The organism is Lutibacter flavus (assembly GCF_900188355.1).
GTDB classification, from domain to species: Bacteria; Bacteroidota; Bacteroidia; order Flavobacteriales; family Flavobacteriaceae; genus Lutibacter; species Lutibacter flavus.
Genome location: NZ_FZNX01000005.1, coordinates 318427 through 334546, shown reverse-complemented (window position 1 = coordinate 334546; position 16120 = coordinate 318427). Strand labels below are relative to the sequence as shown.

Annotated in this window: 17 protein-coding genes; 8 read left to right on the top strand and 9 right to left on the bottom strand. The window is 29.6% G+C overall.

Annotation, left to right across the window (positions count from 1 at the left end; all coding sequences use genetic code 11):
- Nucleotides 1-75 precede the first annotated feature (75 nt).
- Nucleotides 76-780, top strand: coding sequence for an NUDIX hydrolase (locus CHB63_RS14690; RefSeq protein ID WP_089379233.1), 705 nt, complete (start codon nucleotides 76-78; stop codon nucleotides 778-780).
- Between the two features lie 82 nt (nucleotides 781-862).
- Nucleotides 863-1876, top strand: a complete 1014-nt coding sequence (locus CHB63_RS14685) for a UDP-glucose--hexose-1-phosphate uridylyltransferase (protein WP_089379232.1) — start codon at nucleotides 863-865, stop codon at nucleotides 1874-1876.
- A gap of 84 nt (nucleotides 1877-1960) precedes the next feature.
- Here the strand turns inward: CHB63_RS14685 and CHB63_RS14680 are convergent, their stop codons facing one another.
- From CHB63_RS14680 to CHB63_RS14650, 7 genes are all read right to left on the bottom strand, one after another.
- On the bottom strand, nucleotides 1961-2257 hold the full coding sequence (locus CHB63_RS14680; protein ID WP_089379231.1) for a hypothetical protein: 297 nt from the start codon (nucleotides 2255-2257) through the stop codon (nucleotides 1961-1963).
- 183 nt (nucleotides 2258-2440) lie between these two features.
- A complete protein-coding gene (locus CHB63_RS14675; RefSeq protein WP_089379230.1) occupies nucleotides 2441-3406 on the bottom strand; it encodes a pseudouridine synthase in 966 nt (321 codons plus the stop codon).
- A gap of 61 nt (nucleotides 3407-3467) precedes the next feature.
- Entirely contained in the window at nucleotides 3468-4397 is a 930-nt protein-coding gene (locus CHB63_RS14670) for a geranylgeranylglycerol-phosphate geranylgeranyltransferase (protein WP_089379229.1), read from the bottom strand.
- 54 nt (nucleotides 4398-4451) lie between these two features.
- Nucleotides 4452-5381 (bottom strand): mevalonate kinase family protein, encoded by a 930-nt coding sequence (locus CHB63_RS14665; RefSeq protein ID WP_089379314.1) that lies wholly within the window; start codon nucleotides 5379-5381, stop codon nucleotides 4452-4454.
- 4 nt (nucleotides 5382-5385) lie between these two features.
- Nucleotides 5386-6483 (bottom strand): diphosphomevalonate/mevalonate 3,5-bisphosphate decarboxylase family protein, encoded by a 1098-nt coding sequence (locus CHB63_RS14660; RefSeq protein ID WP_089379313.1) that lies wholly within the window; start codon nucleotides 6481-6483, stop codon nucleotides 5386-5388.
- 33 nt (nucleotides 6484-6516) lie between these two features.
- Nucleotides 6517-7233, bottom strand: a complete 717-nt coding sequence (locus CHB63_RS14655; RefSeq protein WP_089379228.1) for a LytR/AlgR family response regulator transcription factor — start codon at nucleotides 7231-7233, stop codon at nucleotides 6517-6519.
- Nucleotides 7226-8296 carry a sensor histidine kinase gene (locus tag CHB63_RS14650; RefSeq protein ID WP_089379227.1) on the bottom strand — a complete coding sequence of 357 codons (1071 nt, stop codon included), beginning with the start codon at nucleotides 8294-8296 and terminating at the stop codon, nucleotides 7226-7228. Before CHB63_RS14650 ends, CHB63_RS14655 begins: the two co-directional genes overlap by 8 nt.
- A gap of 211 nt (nucleotides 8297-8507) precedes the next feature.
- Here CHB63_RS14650 and CHB63_RS14645 point away from each other — a divergent pair, with 211 nt between their 5' ends.
- The 6 genes from CHB63_RS14645 (at nucleotide 8508) to CHB63_RS14620 (ending at nucleotide 13654) form a co-directional block, all read left to right on the top strand.
- The gene (locus CHB63_RS14645; protein ID WP_089379226.1) at nucleotides 8508-8897 is read left to right on the top strand and encodes a MotA/TolQ/ExbB proton channel family protein; all 390 of its coding nucleotides are present in this window, start codon (nucleotides 8508-8510) and stop codon (nucleotides 8895-8897) included.
- A 36-nt stretch (nucleotides 8898-8933) separates the two neighbouring features.
- Nucleotides 8934-9611, top strand: a complete 678-nt coding sequence (locus tag CHB63_RS14640; protein WP_245857015.1) for a thiamine diphosphokinase — start codon at nucleotides 8934-8936, stop codon at nucleotides 9609-9611.
- Between the two features lie 10 nt (nucleotides 9612-9621).
- The gene (locus CHB63_RS14635) at nucleotides 9622-9855 is read left to right on the top strand and encodes a hypothetical protein (protein WP_089379224.1); all 234 of its coding nucleotides are present in this window, start codon (nucleotides 9622-9624) and stop codon (nucleotides 9853-9855) included.
- 111 nt (nucleotides 9856-9966) lie between these two features.
- A complete protein-coding gene (locus tag CHB63_RS14630) occupies nucleotides 9967-11100 on the top strand; it encodes an endo-1,4-beta-xylanase (protein WP_089379223.1) in 1134 nt (377 codons plus the stop codon).
- Between the two features lie 54 nt (nucleotides 11101-11154).
- Nucleotides 11155-12594, top strand: coding sequence for an MFS transporter (locus CHB63_RS14625; RefSeq protein ID WP_089379222.1), 1440 nt, complete (start codon nucleotides 11155-11157; stop codon nucleotides 12592-12594).
- A gap of 22 nt (nucleotides 12595-12616) precedes the next feature.
- The gene (locus CHB63_RS14620; protein ID WP_089379221.1) at nucleotides 12617-13654 is read left to right on the top strand and encodes a glycoside hydrolase family 43 protein; all 1038 of its coding nucleotides are present in this window, start codon (nucleotides 12617-12619) and stop codon (nucleotides 13652-13654) included.
- A 59-nt stretch (nucleotides 13655-13713) separates the two neighbouring features.
- Here the strand turns inward: CHB63_RS14620 and CHB63_RS14615 are convergent, their stop codons facing one another.
- Together CHB63_RS14615 and CHB63_RS14610 are read right to left on the bottom strand one after the other, a co-directional pair.
- Nucleotides 13714-14922 (bottom strand): BaiN/RdsA family NAD(P)/FAD-dependent oxidoreductase, encoded by a 1209-nt coding sequence (locus CHB63_RS14615; RefSeq protein WP_089379220.1) that lies wholly within the window; start codon nucleotides 14920-14922, stop codon nucleotides 13714-13716.
- A gap of 191 nt (nucleotides 14923-15113) precedes the next feature.
- Nucleotides 15114-16043 (bottom strand): GYDIA family GHMP kinase, encoded by a 930-nt coding sequence (locus CHB63_RS14610; RefSeq protein ID WP_089379219.1) that lies wholly within the window; start codon nucleotides 16041-16043, stop codon nucleotides 15114-15116.
- Nucleotides 16044-16120: the final 77 nt, after the last annotated feature.

Genomic DNA, 16120 nt, shown 5'->3' with positions numbered 1-16120 from the left:
TTAATTTACAGGTGTTTCGTACATTTGCTTTAAAAAATATTATATCGCTAATTAAAAAATGAATTTAAACTTCCCATGAAATTAATTGACAATGCAAATATTTACAATACACAACAAAACATTTTAATTGCGGTAGATTGCATTATTTTTGGATTTACATCCAACAAACTAAAACTTTTACTCTTTAAAAGAAAAGTTGAACCCGCTAAAGGCTCTTGGTCTTTAATTGGCGCATTTATTAAAAATAATCAATCCATTGATGATGGTGCAAAACAAATACTATTTGAAACAACCGGGTTGAAAGATATTTATTTAGAACAGCTTAAAACTTATGGCGAAGTTTTAAGAGATCCTGCCCAACGAGTTATTTCCGTAACTTATTACAGCTTAACAAGTGTACATGAATTTGAACTTGAAAGTGTCGAAAAATATGATGCGCATTGGTTTGATTTAGATGAAATACCAGATTTGATTTTTGACCACGGTAAAATGGTTAAAGATGCAATTGAACAATTAAGAAATAAGGCAAAACATCAACCAATTGGGTTTAATTTATTACCAGAATTTTTCACAATTCCGGAATTGCAATCTCTTTACGAATCTATATATCAACGAAAACTTGACTCAAGAAATTTTAGAAAGAAAATTTTATCCTTGGATATTTTAAATAAAACTGAAAAAAAGGATAAATCAGGGTCAAAAAAGGGCGCTTTTTTATACTGTTTTAATAAGGATAAATTTGAAACTCTAATTTCAAAAGGAGTGAATTTTGAAATTTAATAAACGTAATATTTACATTTATTTTTAAATTACATATCTTTGTCTTTTAATTTAGATAGATTAAAACTCAAAGAAGTATATAATGAATGAAATTTTTAATGCAACACCACACAGAAGATATAACATATTAACTGGTGAATGGGTCCTAGTATCTCCGCATAGAACAAAAAGACCTTGGCAAGGCAAACAAGAAAGTTCTGCACCAAAAAATAATATATCTTATGATCCAAATTGCTATTTGTGTGCCAATAATACTCGAATGAATGGTGAGGTGAATCCTAATTACAAAAATACCTATGTTTTTAAAAATGATTTTGGCGCTTTGATGTCGGATAGTCCAAATTTAAATTATAATGAAGGTTTATTAAAAGCTGAAACTGAAACAGGCATTTGTAAAGTAATTTGCTTTTCACCAAATCATTCTGAAACATTACCAGATATGGAAATTTCTGCTATTGAAAAAGTTATAGAGGTTTGGCAAAAAGAATATCTTGAATTGAGTAATGATGACTCTATTAATCACGTACAAATTTTTGAAAATAAAGGTGCTATAATGGGATGCAGCAATCCACATCCACACGGTCAAATTTGGGCTCAAAAATCTATTCCTAATGAGGTTTTAAAAAAAACTACTAAACAACAAGAATATTTTATTGAAAATGGTAAAAGTTTATTAGAAGATTATATAAAACAAGAACTTAAACTTGATGAAAGAATTGTTTTTGAAAATGATTCATTTGTAAGTTTGGTTCCTTTTTGGGCTGTTTGGCCATATGAAGTGTTAATTGCACCAAAAAGACAAACTCAGCACATTGGACATTTAACAGATCTTGAAAAACGTGATTACGCTGAACAAATAAAAATTGTAACTCAAAAATATGATAAGTTGTTCAATACTTCATTCCCATATTCTTCAGGAATTCATCAGTCTCCAACTGATAAATCGTACCCAGAATGGCATTTACATATGAGTTTTTATCCTCCATTACTTCGTTCTGCAACCGTGAAAAAATTTATGGTTGGTTATGAAATGTTTGGAATGCCTCAGCGCGATATAACAGCAGAAATAGCTGCAAATAGTTTAAAAGACTTATAAAAAAGTGTAAAGTAAAATTAAAAAGCCCAATATTTAAACTTTTAAATATTGGGCTTTTTAACTAATTATATTATTAATTAAATATTAGTCATCATCATTATCTCCTTCTAAATCAACCCCTTCCACATCGATATCCAAATCATCATTAATAGTAATATCCTCTTCTTCTTCATAATTTTCCATACTATCAACTAATTCATCACTAATTTTCACAAGATACATGGTGTCTTCCGTTGATACTTCTACAGCCTCAACATACTTCCCTTTCGGATTTGTAAATTTAATTACATCTCTAATTCCATATCCGTCAGGAAATTTCTCTACTAATAAGTTTAAAATTTCCGGGGTTAACTTGTTATAATCCACTATTATTCTTCTCAAAACAAATACGTTATTATTGGCGTTAAAAAATTTATTATTTAATATGTAAATACAATTTCACACTTTCAAATATAAAAAAATATTTTTATCAAAAAATTACTTTTCGAAATTTAACACACTTTTTTTATTAGCCAAAAAAAACCAAGATTTCTCTTGGTTTTTTTTCGATTATAATTTAGTTACTTAAAGCATTTTTAAATTATTCAATTCCATTTCTGTTAAATGTCGCCAATGGCCTCTTGGTAAATCTTTTTTAGAGAGACCTGCAAATATCACTCGATCTAATTTCACAACCTTATATCCAAAATGTTCAAATATCCTTCTAACAATTCTATTTCTTCCAGAGTGAATTTTAACTCCTACTTCACTTTTTGGCTGATTCATTATATATGAAATCTCATCAACAATAACTCTTTTTTCATCTAACACAAAACCTTCAGCAATTTTATTTAAATCACTATTCGATAATTTCTTATCCAATGAAGCATGGTAAATCTTTTGAATATTATGCTTTGGATGTGTTAATTTCTTAGCCAATTCGCCATCATTAGTAAATAACAATAAACCAGTTGTGTTTCTGTCCAATCTACCAACTGGATAAATACGTTCTTTAGACGAATTTGCAACCAATTCCATAACTGTTTTACGCCCTCTATCATCATCCATAGTGGTAATGAAATTTTTTGGCTTATTTAGTAAAACATATCTCTTTTTTTCTGGAGAAATTGAAGAACCATCAAATCTAACTTCGTCAGTTGGCATAACTTTATACCCCATTTCTGTAATTATCTTTCCATTTACAGTTGCATTTCCAGCAGCAATATAAACATCCGCTTCACGTCTAGAGCAAATTCCAGCATTTGAAATATATTTATTTAATCGTATTCCATCTATTTCAGGATTTGAAGTAGATTCTTTTACTTGTGATTTTTCTTTTGAAGTCTTTGAAAATTTTCTATCACTTTCAAATCTCTTTTTCTCAAATCTTTGAGGTTTTTTAGATTCTTCTTTATCTGAAGATCTTTTAAACGATTTTGATTTTGAACTATCTGAAAAATTTCTTTTGCCTTCGAAGTTACTAGTTGAAGATTTTTGAGGTTTCTTTTTACCTTGGTGTCGTCCTCCCGACGAGTTTTTATTTGAATTCATTATTTTAATTTTTTGCAAAAATAGTTTTATTCTTGTGATAAAAAAGAAATTCAGGCTTTTTTTAAACTAATCTATTGATTATTAAATTGTAATCTATTAACGCCAAGCTAAAAACACCTGCCAAAATTAACAGTTTTAATATGATATGCAAAATTGTATATTGACGTTTATTTTTACTAAACCACAAGAAAAGTACAAATGAGATCAATACTAATATACTAAAATAAAAATAGTATTTCATACCCCCAATCTCTGGATATTTTAATAAAAAATATATTGGATTTAACGTTAATACAGTTAAAAAAGTAATTAATATTTTGGTGAAATACTCGCCATATTTTACCGCAATAGTTTGATAATTTAAGACAAAATCCCCTTTTATCCTCTCTAAATCTTTAATCAGTTCTCTTATTAATAATATAAAAAACAAGAATGCTGCATGCGTGAAAATTATTTCAGAAAAGTTTTTAAAATAAACAAAAATGGCAAAAAACGGTAATATTGCTAAAATTGCAGCTGATAAAAGCCCCGCTAATGGGTATTTTTTTAATTTATGAGAATAAAACCAAATTAGAAAAATATATACTGAAAAAAACAACGCCGCCCTCCAGGAAACTAAAAAGCCAAAACAAAAACCTAAAAAATTTAGTAAGAAGTAAATTCTTAATTTTATTTTTTGACTAACAATTGCATCAATTTTAGATTTTATTGGTTTATTAATTTTATCCGAGTCGGAATCATAAAAGTTATTGATAATATAGCCTGATGCAATTACACACATAGTTGCCAGCACTATAAAATATAGGTGTAAATCTAATAACACAAGTCTTATGGATTTTTCAGGAGAAAAAATAAATAAGGATGCTAAATATTGGGCGATAACAATTAATAAAATATTATAACCACGCACTACAGAAAACAAACTCAATACTTTAACATAAAGAGGTACGTTTTTTTTAGAATTATTTTTTGAAATTTCTAGTAAATCCATTTGCAATCAATAAAATTTAATTCAATTAAACTTTATTTCAATTTTTGTAATTTATTAAAATCTATAAACCAATTCTAGCTTATAGTCTTTTAAAATTTCTTGAGTTTTTTTGAAGTTTTTAGTAAACCCTAATATATAACCTCCACCACCAGAACCACATAACTTCAAATAATAATCATTTGAGTCAATCCCATTCTGCCAAATTGCATGAAACGGTTTCGGAATCATTGGTTTAAAATTATCTAACGCAACTTTAGAAAGTTGTTTTACGTTTCCAAACAACGATTTTACATTTCCGTGTAAAAAATCATCAATACAGGCATCGGTATATTTAGCAAAATCTTCATTTAACATTTTTCTGAAACCTTCATTTTTCATTTTGTTCATAAAAATGTTAATCATAGGCTCGGTCTCTCCAACAATTTCAGAATCCAATAAAAATACCGCTCCTCTTCCTTTCTTTTGAGAAGGAATTCCTGTAGCTTCTAAATTATCTTTTGAATTTATTAAAATTGGTAAACTTAAATATGAATTTAACGGATCTAAACCTGAACTTTTCCCGTGGAAAAACGATTCCATTAAAGAAAATGTTTCTTTTAATTTCAACAATTTATCACGTGTTAAATTTTCTAACACTGTAATTTTATTGTTGGCATATTTATCGTAAATAGATGCAACTAATGCTCCTGAACTTCCAACTCCGTATCCTTGAGGAATACTTGAATCAAAATACATTCCGGCGTCAATATCTGTTTTAAAATCGGCAAATCTAAAATTAATTAATTCCTTATTTTCTAAGTTAATTAAGTAATTATAAAAGCGTTGCAGATTAGCATTTGATTTTTGAGAAGCTTCTGATAGTTCATCAGTTTTTTTTAGAGCGCCTTGGTATGTATTGTACGGAATCGCCAAACCTTTGGAATCCTTAATAATTCCATACTCTCCAAAAAGTAAAATTTTCGCGTAAAAAAGCGGTCCTTTCATATGTTTAAATATTGGATAATCGTTTTGCCCCATGTCCAATTCTATCGCAAATATAATGATTTTCTTGACAATATTGAATTAACTCGTTTATTATAAAATTGTTAACACGTTCCTTTTCCGATTCTGGAAATAAGACATGAACATTTGCACCAGCATCTAACGTAAAACAAATATTACTTTTAGTATTGATCCTAAACTCCCATATTTTATTAATTATTTTTAATGTATTTGGTTTCATTAAAATAAAATAAGGGTTGCTGGTCATCATCATTGCATGTAAACTCAAAGCTTCACTTTCAACAATTGCAATAAACTCCTTTAAATTTCCACTTTGCAGCACTTTGGAAATCATTGAAATATTATCGTTTGCCTGATTAAAACGTTGTTTTGCAAATGGATGATTGTGCATTAATTGGTGCCCAATTGTACTTGACACCTGTTTTACACCTTCATCAACCAATAATATAGTATCGTGGTAATTCCTAAAGTTTTCGTGAATTTTATATGGAAATTTAACACCATATAAATTAGAACTTCCGTCAATTTCTTTATGGTTTCCCCAAACAATTAATTCTCCTTCTATACTTCTACATGCACTTCCTGAACCCAAACGCGCTAAAAACGATGCTTTTTTATTGAAATAGTCATCACTCATTTCAACTTTACCCAATGATCTTTCCAAGCTCATAATACACAAAGCTAAAGCACTCATTCCACTTGCTGAAGATGCAATTCCACTACTATGCGGAAAAGAATTTCGCGATTTTATTACAAATTCAAAATCCTTTAAAAACGGAACATATTGTTGTATTCTTTCAAAAAATTTATTGATTTTTGGTTTAAAATCGTCCTTTTTTTTACCTTCAAAATAGATTCCAAAATTGAAATCATTTGAATTATTTTCTTTTTTAGAAAACTCTAAAGTTGTTAACGTAAAACAAGCATCTAGTGTAAAACTAATTGAGGTGTTTTCTGGAATTTGTGGCTCTTGCTTCCCCCAATATTTAACCAAAGCAATATTACTTGGCGTTTTCCATGTTACACTTCCTTTTGAAGTATTTGAAAGGTTATATTCGGATAAAATAAAATCGGATTCAGTCAAAACAAAAATTTTGAACAAATATAAATGATTTGTTTAAACATTTTCTAATCTCAACAACACATCTTTTTTATAACTTCTACTTATTGGAATTGCTTTTTTATCAACCTCAATAAATTCACTGGTAAATGAGTTTATTTTAGCCATTGACACTATAAATGACCTATGAACTCTAATAAATTCTTTTTGTGGTAGTTTAGCCTCAATATTTGTAATAGTTTCGCGCGTTACAATCATTTTATCCTCTAAATGAATTTTTACATAATCGCTAAAGCTTTCCAAGTAATTTATTTCTGAAAAATTAATTTTTATCATTTTACGATCTGAACGTACAAAAATAAAAATGTTCTTTTCTTGCACAATTTCTGAAACTGATTCTGCAAATACTGGTATATTTTCACCTAAATATTTGTTTACCGCCTGTAATAATCTTTCAAAAGAAATTGGCTTTAATAAATAATCAACTGCTTGTAAATTAAATCCGTCAACAGCATATTCTCTATATGCAGTAGTAAATATTATTTTAATGTTTTTATTAATTGATTTAGCAAAAGACAAACCTGATATTTCGGGCATATTAATATCTAAAAATAGTAAGTCTATTTGATGAATATTTATTTCATTGAACGCTTCTATAGCATTTTTGCAACTTGCAACAACATTTATAGTTTCAATTTTTTTTAAATGATTTTCTAAAATTTCACGCGCTATTGGCTCATCGTCCACAATAATGCATTGTATTATTTTATTCATTTTTCAATTGTTTCAAATTACTAATTTCAAGCTGTGCTTTAAACTCATTTTTAGTTTGTGCAATTTCTAATTTATAAGAATTAGGATATAACATTTCAAGCCGTTTTTCAATGTTTTCTAAACCTATTCCTTTAAGAGAGCCGTTTTCCTTTGTTGATGAATTTACTATTTCAAATAATAATTCGTTCTCCTTTGTTTCAATAATAATTTTAACTTTTAATTTTCCATCAAATATAGTTCCGTGTTTAAAACTATTTTCAACAAAAGGAATTAATAACATTGGTGCTATTTCCACATTTTCATTATAAACATTCATATCTATTGTTACTTCCAAAGTATCATGAAAACGCATCTTTTCCAGAGAAACATAATCCATTAGATGGTTTATTTCATCCTGTAATAACACCCGTGGTTTTTCTATTTGATATAAAATATAATCCAGTAAATTAGAAAGTTTCAAAATCATTTCTGGTGCCTCATCCCCTTTTTTAAGAGCAAAACCATATATAGTATTTAATGAATTAAATAAAAAATGCGGATGTATTTGCATTTTTAAGAATTTCAATTCTTGTTCTTTTAACTGAAGTTGGGTTTTTAAAATTTTACTGTGTAAATTTTCATTACTTATAATAGATTTATAATTGTGCATTATTAAACTTAACGAAACAACAATCATAACAACAAAAAAAACACCTAGAACAATAAACGGTAATGTTTTGGTTAAAGGAACTGTATTTTCTTCTTTTAATCCTTCCGAATAAATCAATCCGTAAAGGATGGACATTATTATTGCATATATAGATAGGATAAAGGTATAAATACTATATAAAATAAAGTATTTGTATTTTTTAGTTAATAAATAATTTGGTACTAAATAGTAGATTACAAAATAGCTTATAAAAATGGTAACTGGCATTAAAAACCCTGAAAATAAATTTACATATCCTATATTTGAACTACCATAACCTAAAAAATAAGCATAAAAAAAATAAATAATCACCCAAAATATTGAGTGACTTAAAACCGTAATTAAATATTGAATTACATTACCTTTTATAGTCATAACTTGCAATATGCATATTTTTATGATTAAAAATTTCAATTAGCGACGGAAATCAGAAAAAGATCTAAATATTACTGAATTTCACCCTTTTTTAACAAAAACCGCATTTAATCAGTTGAATGTAGGCTCTTTTCTGTTAATAATCGAATTAAAATAAATTACTGTAATTTAAAAAATAAATTTGAAGAATTAATCTTAAAAAAATCTTATTATGTTATTAGTTTTACAAAGTATTGTTCCTCTAGTTGGGAACCCATTTATTGCAAGATTAAATGAAGGTGGACCACTTTTTATGTACACAACTCTTTTTATTTTAATTGCTATTATATCATTACTGATTAGAGGATTTTTGAAACCGTCTACGAGAGATAAAACCATTACTTTAGTTAGTTCAATAAGTTTATTTGTTTTGGTTTGGGGCTTTTTAGGCCAAATGATTGGTTTAATTTCTGCTTTTGATGCTATTGAAGCTGCAGGTGATATTTCCCCTGCCGTTTTAGCTGGTGGATTAAAAATTGCGATACTCTCACCTTTATTTGGAATGTTTGCTTTCTTAATTGCCAGATTAGGAATTATTATCCTTACTTGGATAAAAAAATAAAATAAATCAATTGCCATTCTAAAAAATCAACAAGGAATGGCGATTTTTTTGAATTTAAAATATTCGTATCATTTTAATGCAAGTTTTTCATTATTTTTGCTTTCGATGAAAACGAAAAAGGCTTTTATTTTGCTCAATGGTTCAGAACCAGCAACTTTTCCAGACCTTAGTAAATATGAAATTGTCTGTGCAATAGATGGTGCGTACAATTACTTTGAAGCAAATAATATTATTCCAGATTTGGTTACTGGAGATTTTGACTCTATAAATACCATTCCAACCTCTGTTGAAGTTATAAAAACACCCGATCAAGAATTTACAGATTTTGAAAAGGCCTTGCAGATTCTTAAACAACGTGGATTTTCTGAAATTGATGTATATGGTGGAAGCGGAAAAGAACATGATCATTTTTTGGGAAACATAAGTACCGCTTTACAATGGAAACTTGGCTTATCTATTTTCTTTTTTGACGATTATGGAAAATATTTTTTTATTGAAGAAAGCATCTTGTTAACAAACGTAAAAGGGCGAAATATTTCATTAATTCCTTTTCCAAATGCGTTTGGAATTGTAACCAAAGGATTACTTTATCCGCTTAAAGACGAAACTTTAACCTTTGGAGAACGCATTGGAACAAGAAATAAAGCAACGGATGAGAATGTACTAATTTCTTATGAAAAAGGTAACTTACTAGTTTACCTAAGTAATTTTTAAAATAACTATTTTGGATAAAAAACTAAAACTAATATGGGATTTTAGAGGACCTGCTTCACAAAAAACAGCCGAGCATCACTGCATTCATTTAAAAGAATTCTCAGCTATTGAAAAACTCCATTATTACGAAATTAATTATGCAACACTATCCGAAATGCACACTATTGCTTTTGTAATTGTGGATGAAGTTGATATGAAAACCTTTAGAGATGCTTTAAAACCTCATAGAGGTCAACTTGCCTAAAACTTAAAGCATCAAAATAGCAGTACTAATTTGTTTAATAATTAAGATTTGTTTAGCTTTACGCAATCGATTGCTTATTAGCAATTAATTGTGAATTCAAATCTAATTTTCATGAAATTTATTAAACCATTATTTTATCTTTTAACAACAGTTCTTATATTAAGTAGTTGTTGTCAAAACGCCCAAGAGCCTAAAGAAGCATTATCTATTAAAAATGCTTTTAAAGAAAATTTTTATATTGGGGCTGCTTTAAGCGCAAGCCAAATTGAAGAAAGTGATACACTTGTTTCTTCCTTAATTAAAAAGGAATTTAATAGTATCACAGCCGAAAATATGATGAAGTCAATGCATATTCATCCTTCAAAAGATACTTTTAATTTTGAATTGCCAGATAAATTTGTTGCTTTGGGAGAAAAAAATAATATGTTTATTCATGGGCATACCTTAATATGGCACAGCCAACTTGCACCTTTTATGACTCAAATAATAGACAGCACAGAGATGGTTAGCTTCATGCAGAATCATATTAACACAATTGTTGGGAGATATAAAGGAAAAATTAATTCTTGGGATGTTGTAAATGAAGCTTTAAATGATGATGGAACCTTAAGAAATTCAGTATTTCTAGATGCTTTAGGCGAAGAGTTTTTAGCCCTCGCTTTTAAATTAGCTGCTGATGCTGACCCTGAAGCTGAGTTATTTTATAATGATTATAGTATGACAAACCCTGCTAAAAGAGAAGGAGCAATTAAACTGATAAAAAAATTGCAAGAAAGCGGTGTTAAAGTTGATGGTATTGGTATGCAAGGTCATTGGAATCTTGAAACTCCATCTATAGAAGAAATTGAAAAAAGTATATTAGACTATGCTTCACTTGGTGTAAAAGTTGCAATTACAGAACTTGATATTACAGTTATACCAAGTCCTTGGAATTTACAAGGAGCCGATGTAAATCAAAATTTTGAAGGCAGCGAGTTTATGAATCCTTACCCGGAAAGTCTTCCCGATTCCATACAAACTAAATTAGCCAAACGATATGCTGATATTTTTAAACTATTCTTAAAGCATCAAGATAAAATAAGTAGAGTTACTTTTTGGGGTGTTAATGATGGGCAATCTTGGAAAAATGATTGGCCAATAAAAGGACGAACAAATTATCCATTATTATTTGACAGAGAATTTAAACCAAAAAAAGCATATTACAATATCTTAGCACTTAAAGAAGAAAAAAACAAATCAGAATAGAATAGTTACTTCATTTAATACCATATAGTTATCCAAATTAATAAAATATAAAAAATGAGCTCTAATTCCCAAAAATTATCCATTAAAGAAAAAATTGGATATAGTTTAGGCGATCTTGCCGCTAACTTGGTATTTCAAACATTGATAACCTATCTTGCTTATTTCTATACAGATATATATGGGTTATCACCAAAGCATTCTTCTATAATAATGCTAGTTGTTGGATTAATAGCCGCATTTATATTTAACCCAATTATTGGCGTATTAGCCGACAGAACGAGTACAAAATGGGGGAAATTCCGTCCTTGGATATTATGGTCTGCAATTCCGTTGGGAGTAATGGCTTTATTAGCCTTTTCAACTCCTGACTTTTCTTACAAAGGAAAAGTGATATATGCCATTATAACTTATACCTTATTATTATTACTGTATGCAGCCAATAATTTACCATATTCAGCACTAAGCGGAGTAATTACAGGAGATATGGGTGAACGAAACAGCATGTCATCTTATCGATTTGTTGCTGTTATGTTTGCGCAATTTTTTGTACAGGTATTTATGTTGCCAATTATTGAATACGCAGGTGGTGGTGATAAAGCAGTTGGTATTGAAAAGGTAATGACTTATTTAGCAATTATTGGAACAGTTATGTTACTAATAACTTTTTTTTCTACCAGAGAACGTATCGTTCCTAAGCCTGAACAAAAATCAAGTATAAAAGAAGATCTAGGGGATTTGAAAAAGAATAAACCTTGGATAATAATGCTTTCGCTTACAACATTAATATTTGTTACACTCGCAATGAAAGGTGGTTCCTATGTTTATTATTTTAAAAACTATGTTGATAGTGATTACTTAAAGGAATTTATAAAGCCAATATTAGATTTTCTATCAGGTATTGGAATCAATTTCTTTGGAGATGATCCAATTTCGGCAGGTTTTGGACTTTTTAATGCAGGTGGAATTATTTTTATGATTGTCGGTATTACTTTATCTAAAAAACTAGCTGATAAATACGGTAAAAGAGATGTGTTTTCATTGTTTTTATTTATTTCAACATTATTTATAATGGCCTTTTATTTATACCCTCCTAAATCGGTGACATTAATGTTCCTTTCTCAGATACTTCACGGTTTCTTTTATGGAATAACAATTCCAATTTTATGGGCAATGATTGCAGATGTGGCAGATTTTTCTGAATGGAAAAACAATAGACGCGCAACTGCAATAATTTTTTCTGCTATGATGGTTGGTTTAAAAGCCGGTTTAAGTATTGGTGGGGCATTAACAACTTGGTTTTTAGGTGTATTTAATTATGTACCTAATTCATTGACACAGCCAGACAGTGCCATTAATGGTATTAAATTATTAGTAAGTATATTTCCTGCTATTCCATTTTTAATTGGTGTTGGGATATTATTTTTCTATGAAATTAACAAGAAAATGGAAGTTAAAATAGAATCAGATTTAAAAGAAAGAAGATTAACAGAATAAATAACAGCAACTTATTAAGATTATGCCCGAAGATAGTATTGACCATGTAGATTTTAACAAATTAAATGAGAAAGCGATTTCGCAACCTTTAGTAAATCATATATATACTGCAGATCCATCTGCCCATGTATTTAATGGGAAAATTTATATTTACCCTTCACATGATATTGATGCCGGAGAAGCATTTGATGATTTAGGAAGCCATTTTGCAATGGAAGATTACCATGTAATTTCTATGGACAGTATGAATAGCGAGGCTATTGATAATGGCGTTGCCCTTCATGTAGATGATGTTGCTTGGGCTGAAAAACAAATGTGGGCACCAGACGCCCATGAAAAAGATGGGAAATTTTATTTATTTTTTCCTGCAAAAGGATATGATGGTATTTTCCGTATTGGTGTTGCTATAAGTGATTCACCCATTGGTCCTTTTACTCCACAACCTAAAGCAATCAAAGGAAGTTTTTCAATTGACCCAGCTGTATTTAAAGATGATGATGGAGAATATTACATGTATTTCGGAGGATTATGGGGCGGACAATTACAACGATGGAGAACTGGTACTTTTAATGCAACACAAGAAACCAGTCCTACTGCTCATATACCTGAAGATCACGAGCAGGCATTAAGTCCTAAAATTGCGAAAATGACTGATGATTTATTGGAATTTTCAGAAGAACCAAAGGATGTTGTTATTCTGGATGAAAAAGGAAACCCTCTTTTGTCTGGCGATACTGACCGACGCTTTTTTGAAGCTGCGTGGGTTCATAAATACAACGATAACTACTATTTTTCTTACTCTACAGGTGACACTCATTTTATTTGCTATGCAATGAGTAAAAATCCATATGGGCCTTTTACTTACGGAGGAAGAATATTAAACCCAGTAGTTGGTTGGACATCGCATCATTCTATTTGTGAGGTTGAAGGAAAATGGTATTTGTTTTATCACGATTCCTCATTATCTAAAGGTATAACACATTTAAGATCTGTTAAGGTTACTGAAATCACCTATAATAAAGATGGTTCCATTGTTACTTTGGATCCATATACAGAATAAACTATAAAATGATATATTTAAAAAGATGCTTTCATACAACTTGAAAGCATCTTTTTTATTTAAACTAATGAGTTTGCCACAATCCAACCACCAGTCCAGGCATTTTGAAAATTGAATCCACCGGTAATAGCATCAATATTTAAAACTTCCCCAGCAAAAAATAAATTTGGATGCAATTTACTTTCAAATCGTTTAAAGTTAATTTCTTTTAAGTCAATGCCCCCTGCGGTAACAAATTCATCTTTAAAAGTGCTTTTTCCATTTACTTTAAAAACACATTGCGTTAATTGTTTTGCTAAATTTTCTAATTGCTTATTGTTTAATTGTGCCCATTGTGAATCTGTCGAAATTTGAGCTGCAATTATAAATTTTTCCCATAACCGCTTTGAGACTTCTTCAAAAACAGAGCGTAAAATGATTTGTTTTTTAGAATTTTTTTGCCGTTCTGATTTTAAGAACTCTAAAACAGTTTCAAACTTTTTAGACAACCAATTAACTTCGATTTCAAATTGATAACCTTTTTGATGTAATTCTAACGCTCCCCAAGCTGATAACTTCAAAATTCCCGGTCCGCTTAAACCCCAATGGGTTATTAATAATGGACCTTGTTCAGATAATTTTGAATTCAATACCTTAACGGAAGCATTTGGAACCGAAGTTCCAGGAATATCTTTTAATCTATCATCTATAATATTAAAGGTAAATAATGAAGGAACTGGTTTTATCACAGAATGCCCTAACCCTTCCATCATATTCCATACTTTTGAATTACTTCCAGAAGCAACCAATAAATAATCGGCTATAAATTCTTCCAAATTGGTTTTTACTATAAATTTATTTTCGCTTTTTTCAATTGTCTCAACTCTAGTACTTGTTTTTAAAATAACGCCAGCATTTTTAGCGCTTTCTAAAAAACAATCTATGATGGTTTGCGACGAATTAGATTCTGGAAAAATGCGATTGTCATCTTCAATTTTTAAAGAAACTCCTCTATTTTCAAACCATTCCATTGTATCACCAGTCATAAATTGATGAAACGGCCCTAACAATTCCCTTTTACCTCTTGGATAGAATTCTATCAACTCACTTGGAGTAAAACACGCATTTGTAACGTTGCAACGTCCACCTCCACTCACTTTTACTTTTTGCAATACTTTGTTACTACCTTCTAAAATAATTACTTCTAAATCAGCATTTAATTCAGCAGCATTTATTGCCGCAAAATACCCTGCAGCTCCGCCACCTATTATTATAAACTTTTTCTTCATATTTCTTCTACTTTTTCGTCAAACTGAATTTATTTCAGAATTACATTATTAGAGCCCGAAACTACACTTCGATAGGCTCAGTGTGACAACTTTCAATACTTTTTTAAATTTAAATCTAGTTTTTGATAATTGAGTGGAGTCGAAATTGCTTTAATTTCATATTATGGCTTCGACTCCGCTCAGCCATCAAATTAAATAATAAGTTCAGAATATGGAATTACCGTTTGAAAACCTTTTTGATTAAAATAATTTGGAGTATCCTGGTTTCCTGTAGCCAAAATAAAATCTCCACCCCAAGCGCCAAGGCTTTTTGTTTTTCCAAAATAATCAGAAAATAATTCCTTTTGAACTGGTTTTAATTGAATTGTTTTAGAAACGATTTTTTCGTGCTCAACAATCAATTTTTCAAAATCTATTAAATTGTCACAAGCTACAAATGCATCCGTTAAATTCGAAATCTGACTAATTTCCGAAGTTAGATTTCCTTTTAATGATTTAAAACGTTGAATGCCTTCTCTGCTGTTTTGTTTTTTATTTAAATACACAAAGTATAATTGTTCTTTAAATAATGGGTTGAACTCAACTTTTTCAATAATTGGATTACTATCATTTTTTGTATATAAAATAGGTGTGTTATTTTGTGCACAAGCAATATCATATCCGCTTCCTCCAAATGTATTTTCCAGTAATTGATAAGGATTAATTTCTGCCCAATTAGAAATGTTATTAATTAATGTTGATGAAGTACCCAATCCCCAATTTTTTGGAAAAGTTAAATTTGTTTTTACTAACACTCCTTTTTCTGAATTTAAAAAGGAAGAGTTTAATTTTTGAGCTTCCAATAATATATTATTCAAGTTTTCAGCCAAAAAATCATTTCCTCCATCCTCATTTGCTTCAAAAGTAGCTGAAACTAATCGTAATTTTGGTAAATCAAAAATTGCTTCTAGCCAGCACTCCCCTTCATTGGTAAAGCTATTCCAAATTAGCTGTGGTTCTTTTATTGGTTCAACCAATAAATCTTGTCCGCAAGTTGTTGGCACCGCTAATGACTTTGCTCCATCTAACACAAAATATTCACCTGTTAATAATAACTTTCCGTTGCTGTAATATTCTTTCAAATTCTATTTATATCTATTTTTTATACTCCATTAATGGATTCCTGCCTACGCAGGAATGACAGCCGCAATTGGCTTCG

Excerpts from the sequence above, each read along its gene's own strand:
- CHB63_RS14690 (WP_089379233.1), top strand. The coding sequence starts at position 76 with ATGAAATTAATTGACAATGCAAATATTTACAATACACAACAAAACATT.
- CHB63_RS14685 (WP_089379232.1), top strand. The coding sequence starts at position 863 with ATGAATGAAATTTTTAATGCAACACCACACAGAAGATATAACATATTA.
- CHB63_RS14675 (WP_089379230.1), bottom strand. The coding sequence starts at position 3,406 with ATGAATTCAAATAAAAACTCGTCGGGAGGACGACACCAAGGTAAAAAG.
- CHB63_RS14670 (WP_089379229.1), bottom strand. The coding sequence starts at position 4,397 with ATGGATTTACTAGAAATTTCAAAAAATAATTCTAAAAAAAACGTACCT.
- CHB63_RS14665 (WP_089379314.1), bottom strand. The coding sequence starts at position 5,381 with ATGAAAGGACCGCTTTTTTACGCGAAAATTTTACTTTTTGGAGAGTAT.
- CHB63_RS14655 (WP_089379228.1), bottom strand. The coding sequence starts at position 7,233 with ATGAATAAAATAATACAATGCATTATTGTGGACGATGAGCCAATAGCG.
- CHB63_RS14650 (WP_089379227.1), bottom strand. The coding sequence starts at position 8,296 with ATGACTATAAAAGGTAATGTAATTCAATATTTAATTACGGTTTTAAGT.
- CHB63_RS14645 (WP_089379226.1), top strand. The coding sequence starts at position 8,508 with ATGTTATTAGTTTTACAAAGTATTGTTCCTCTAGTTGGGAACCCATTT.
- CHB63_RS14640 (WP_245857015.1), top strand. The coding sequence starts at position 8,934 with ATGGCGATTTTTTTGAATTTAAAATATTCGTATCATTTTAATGCAAGT.
- CHB63_RS14630 (WP_089379223.1), top strand. The coding sequence starts at position 9,967 with ATGAAATTTATTAAACCATTATTTTATCTTTTAACAACAGTTCTTATA.
- CHB63_RS14625 (WP_089379222.1), top strand. The coding sequence starts at position 11,155 with ATGAGCTCTAATTCCCAAAAATTATCCATTAAAGAAAAAATTGGATAT.
- CHB63_RS14620 (WP_089379221.1), top strand. The coding sequence starts at position 12,617 with ATGCCCGAAGATAGTATTGACCATGTAGATTTTAACAAATTAAATGAG.
- CHB63_RS14615 (WP_089379220.1), bottom strand. The coding sequence starts at position 14,922 with ATGAAGAAAAAGTTTATAATAATAGGTGGCGGAGCTGCAGGGTATTTT.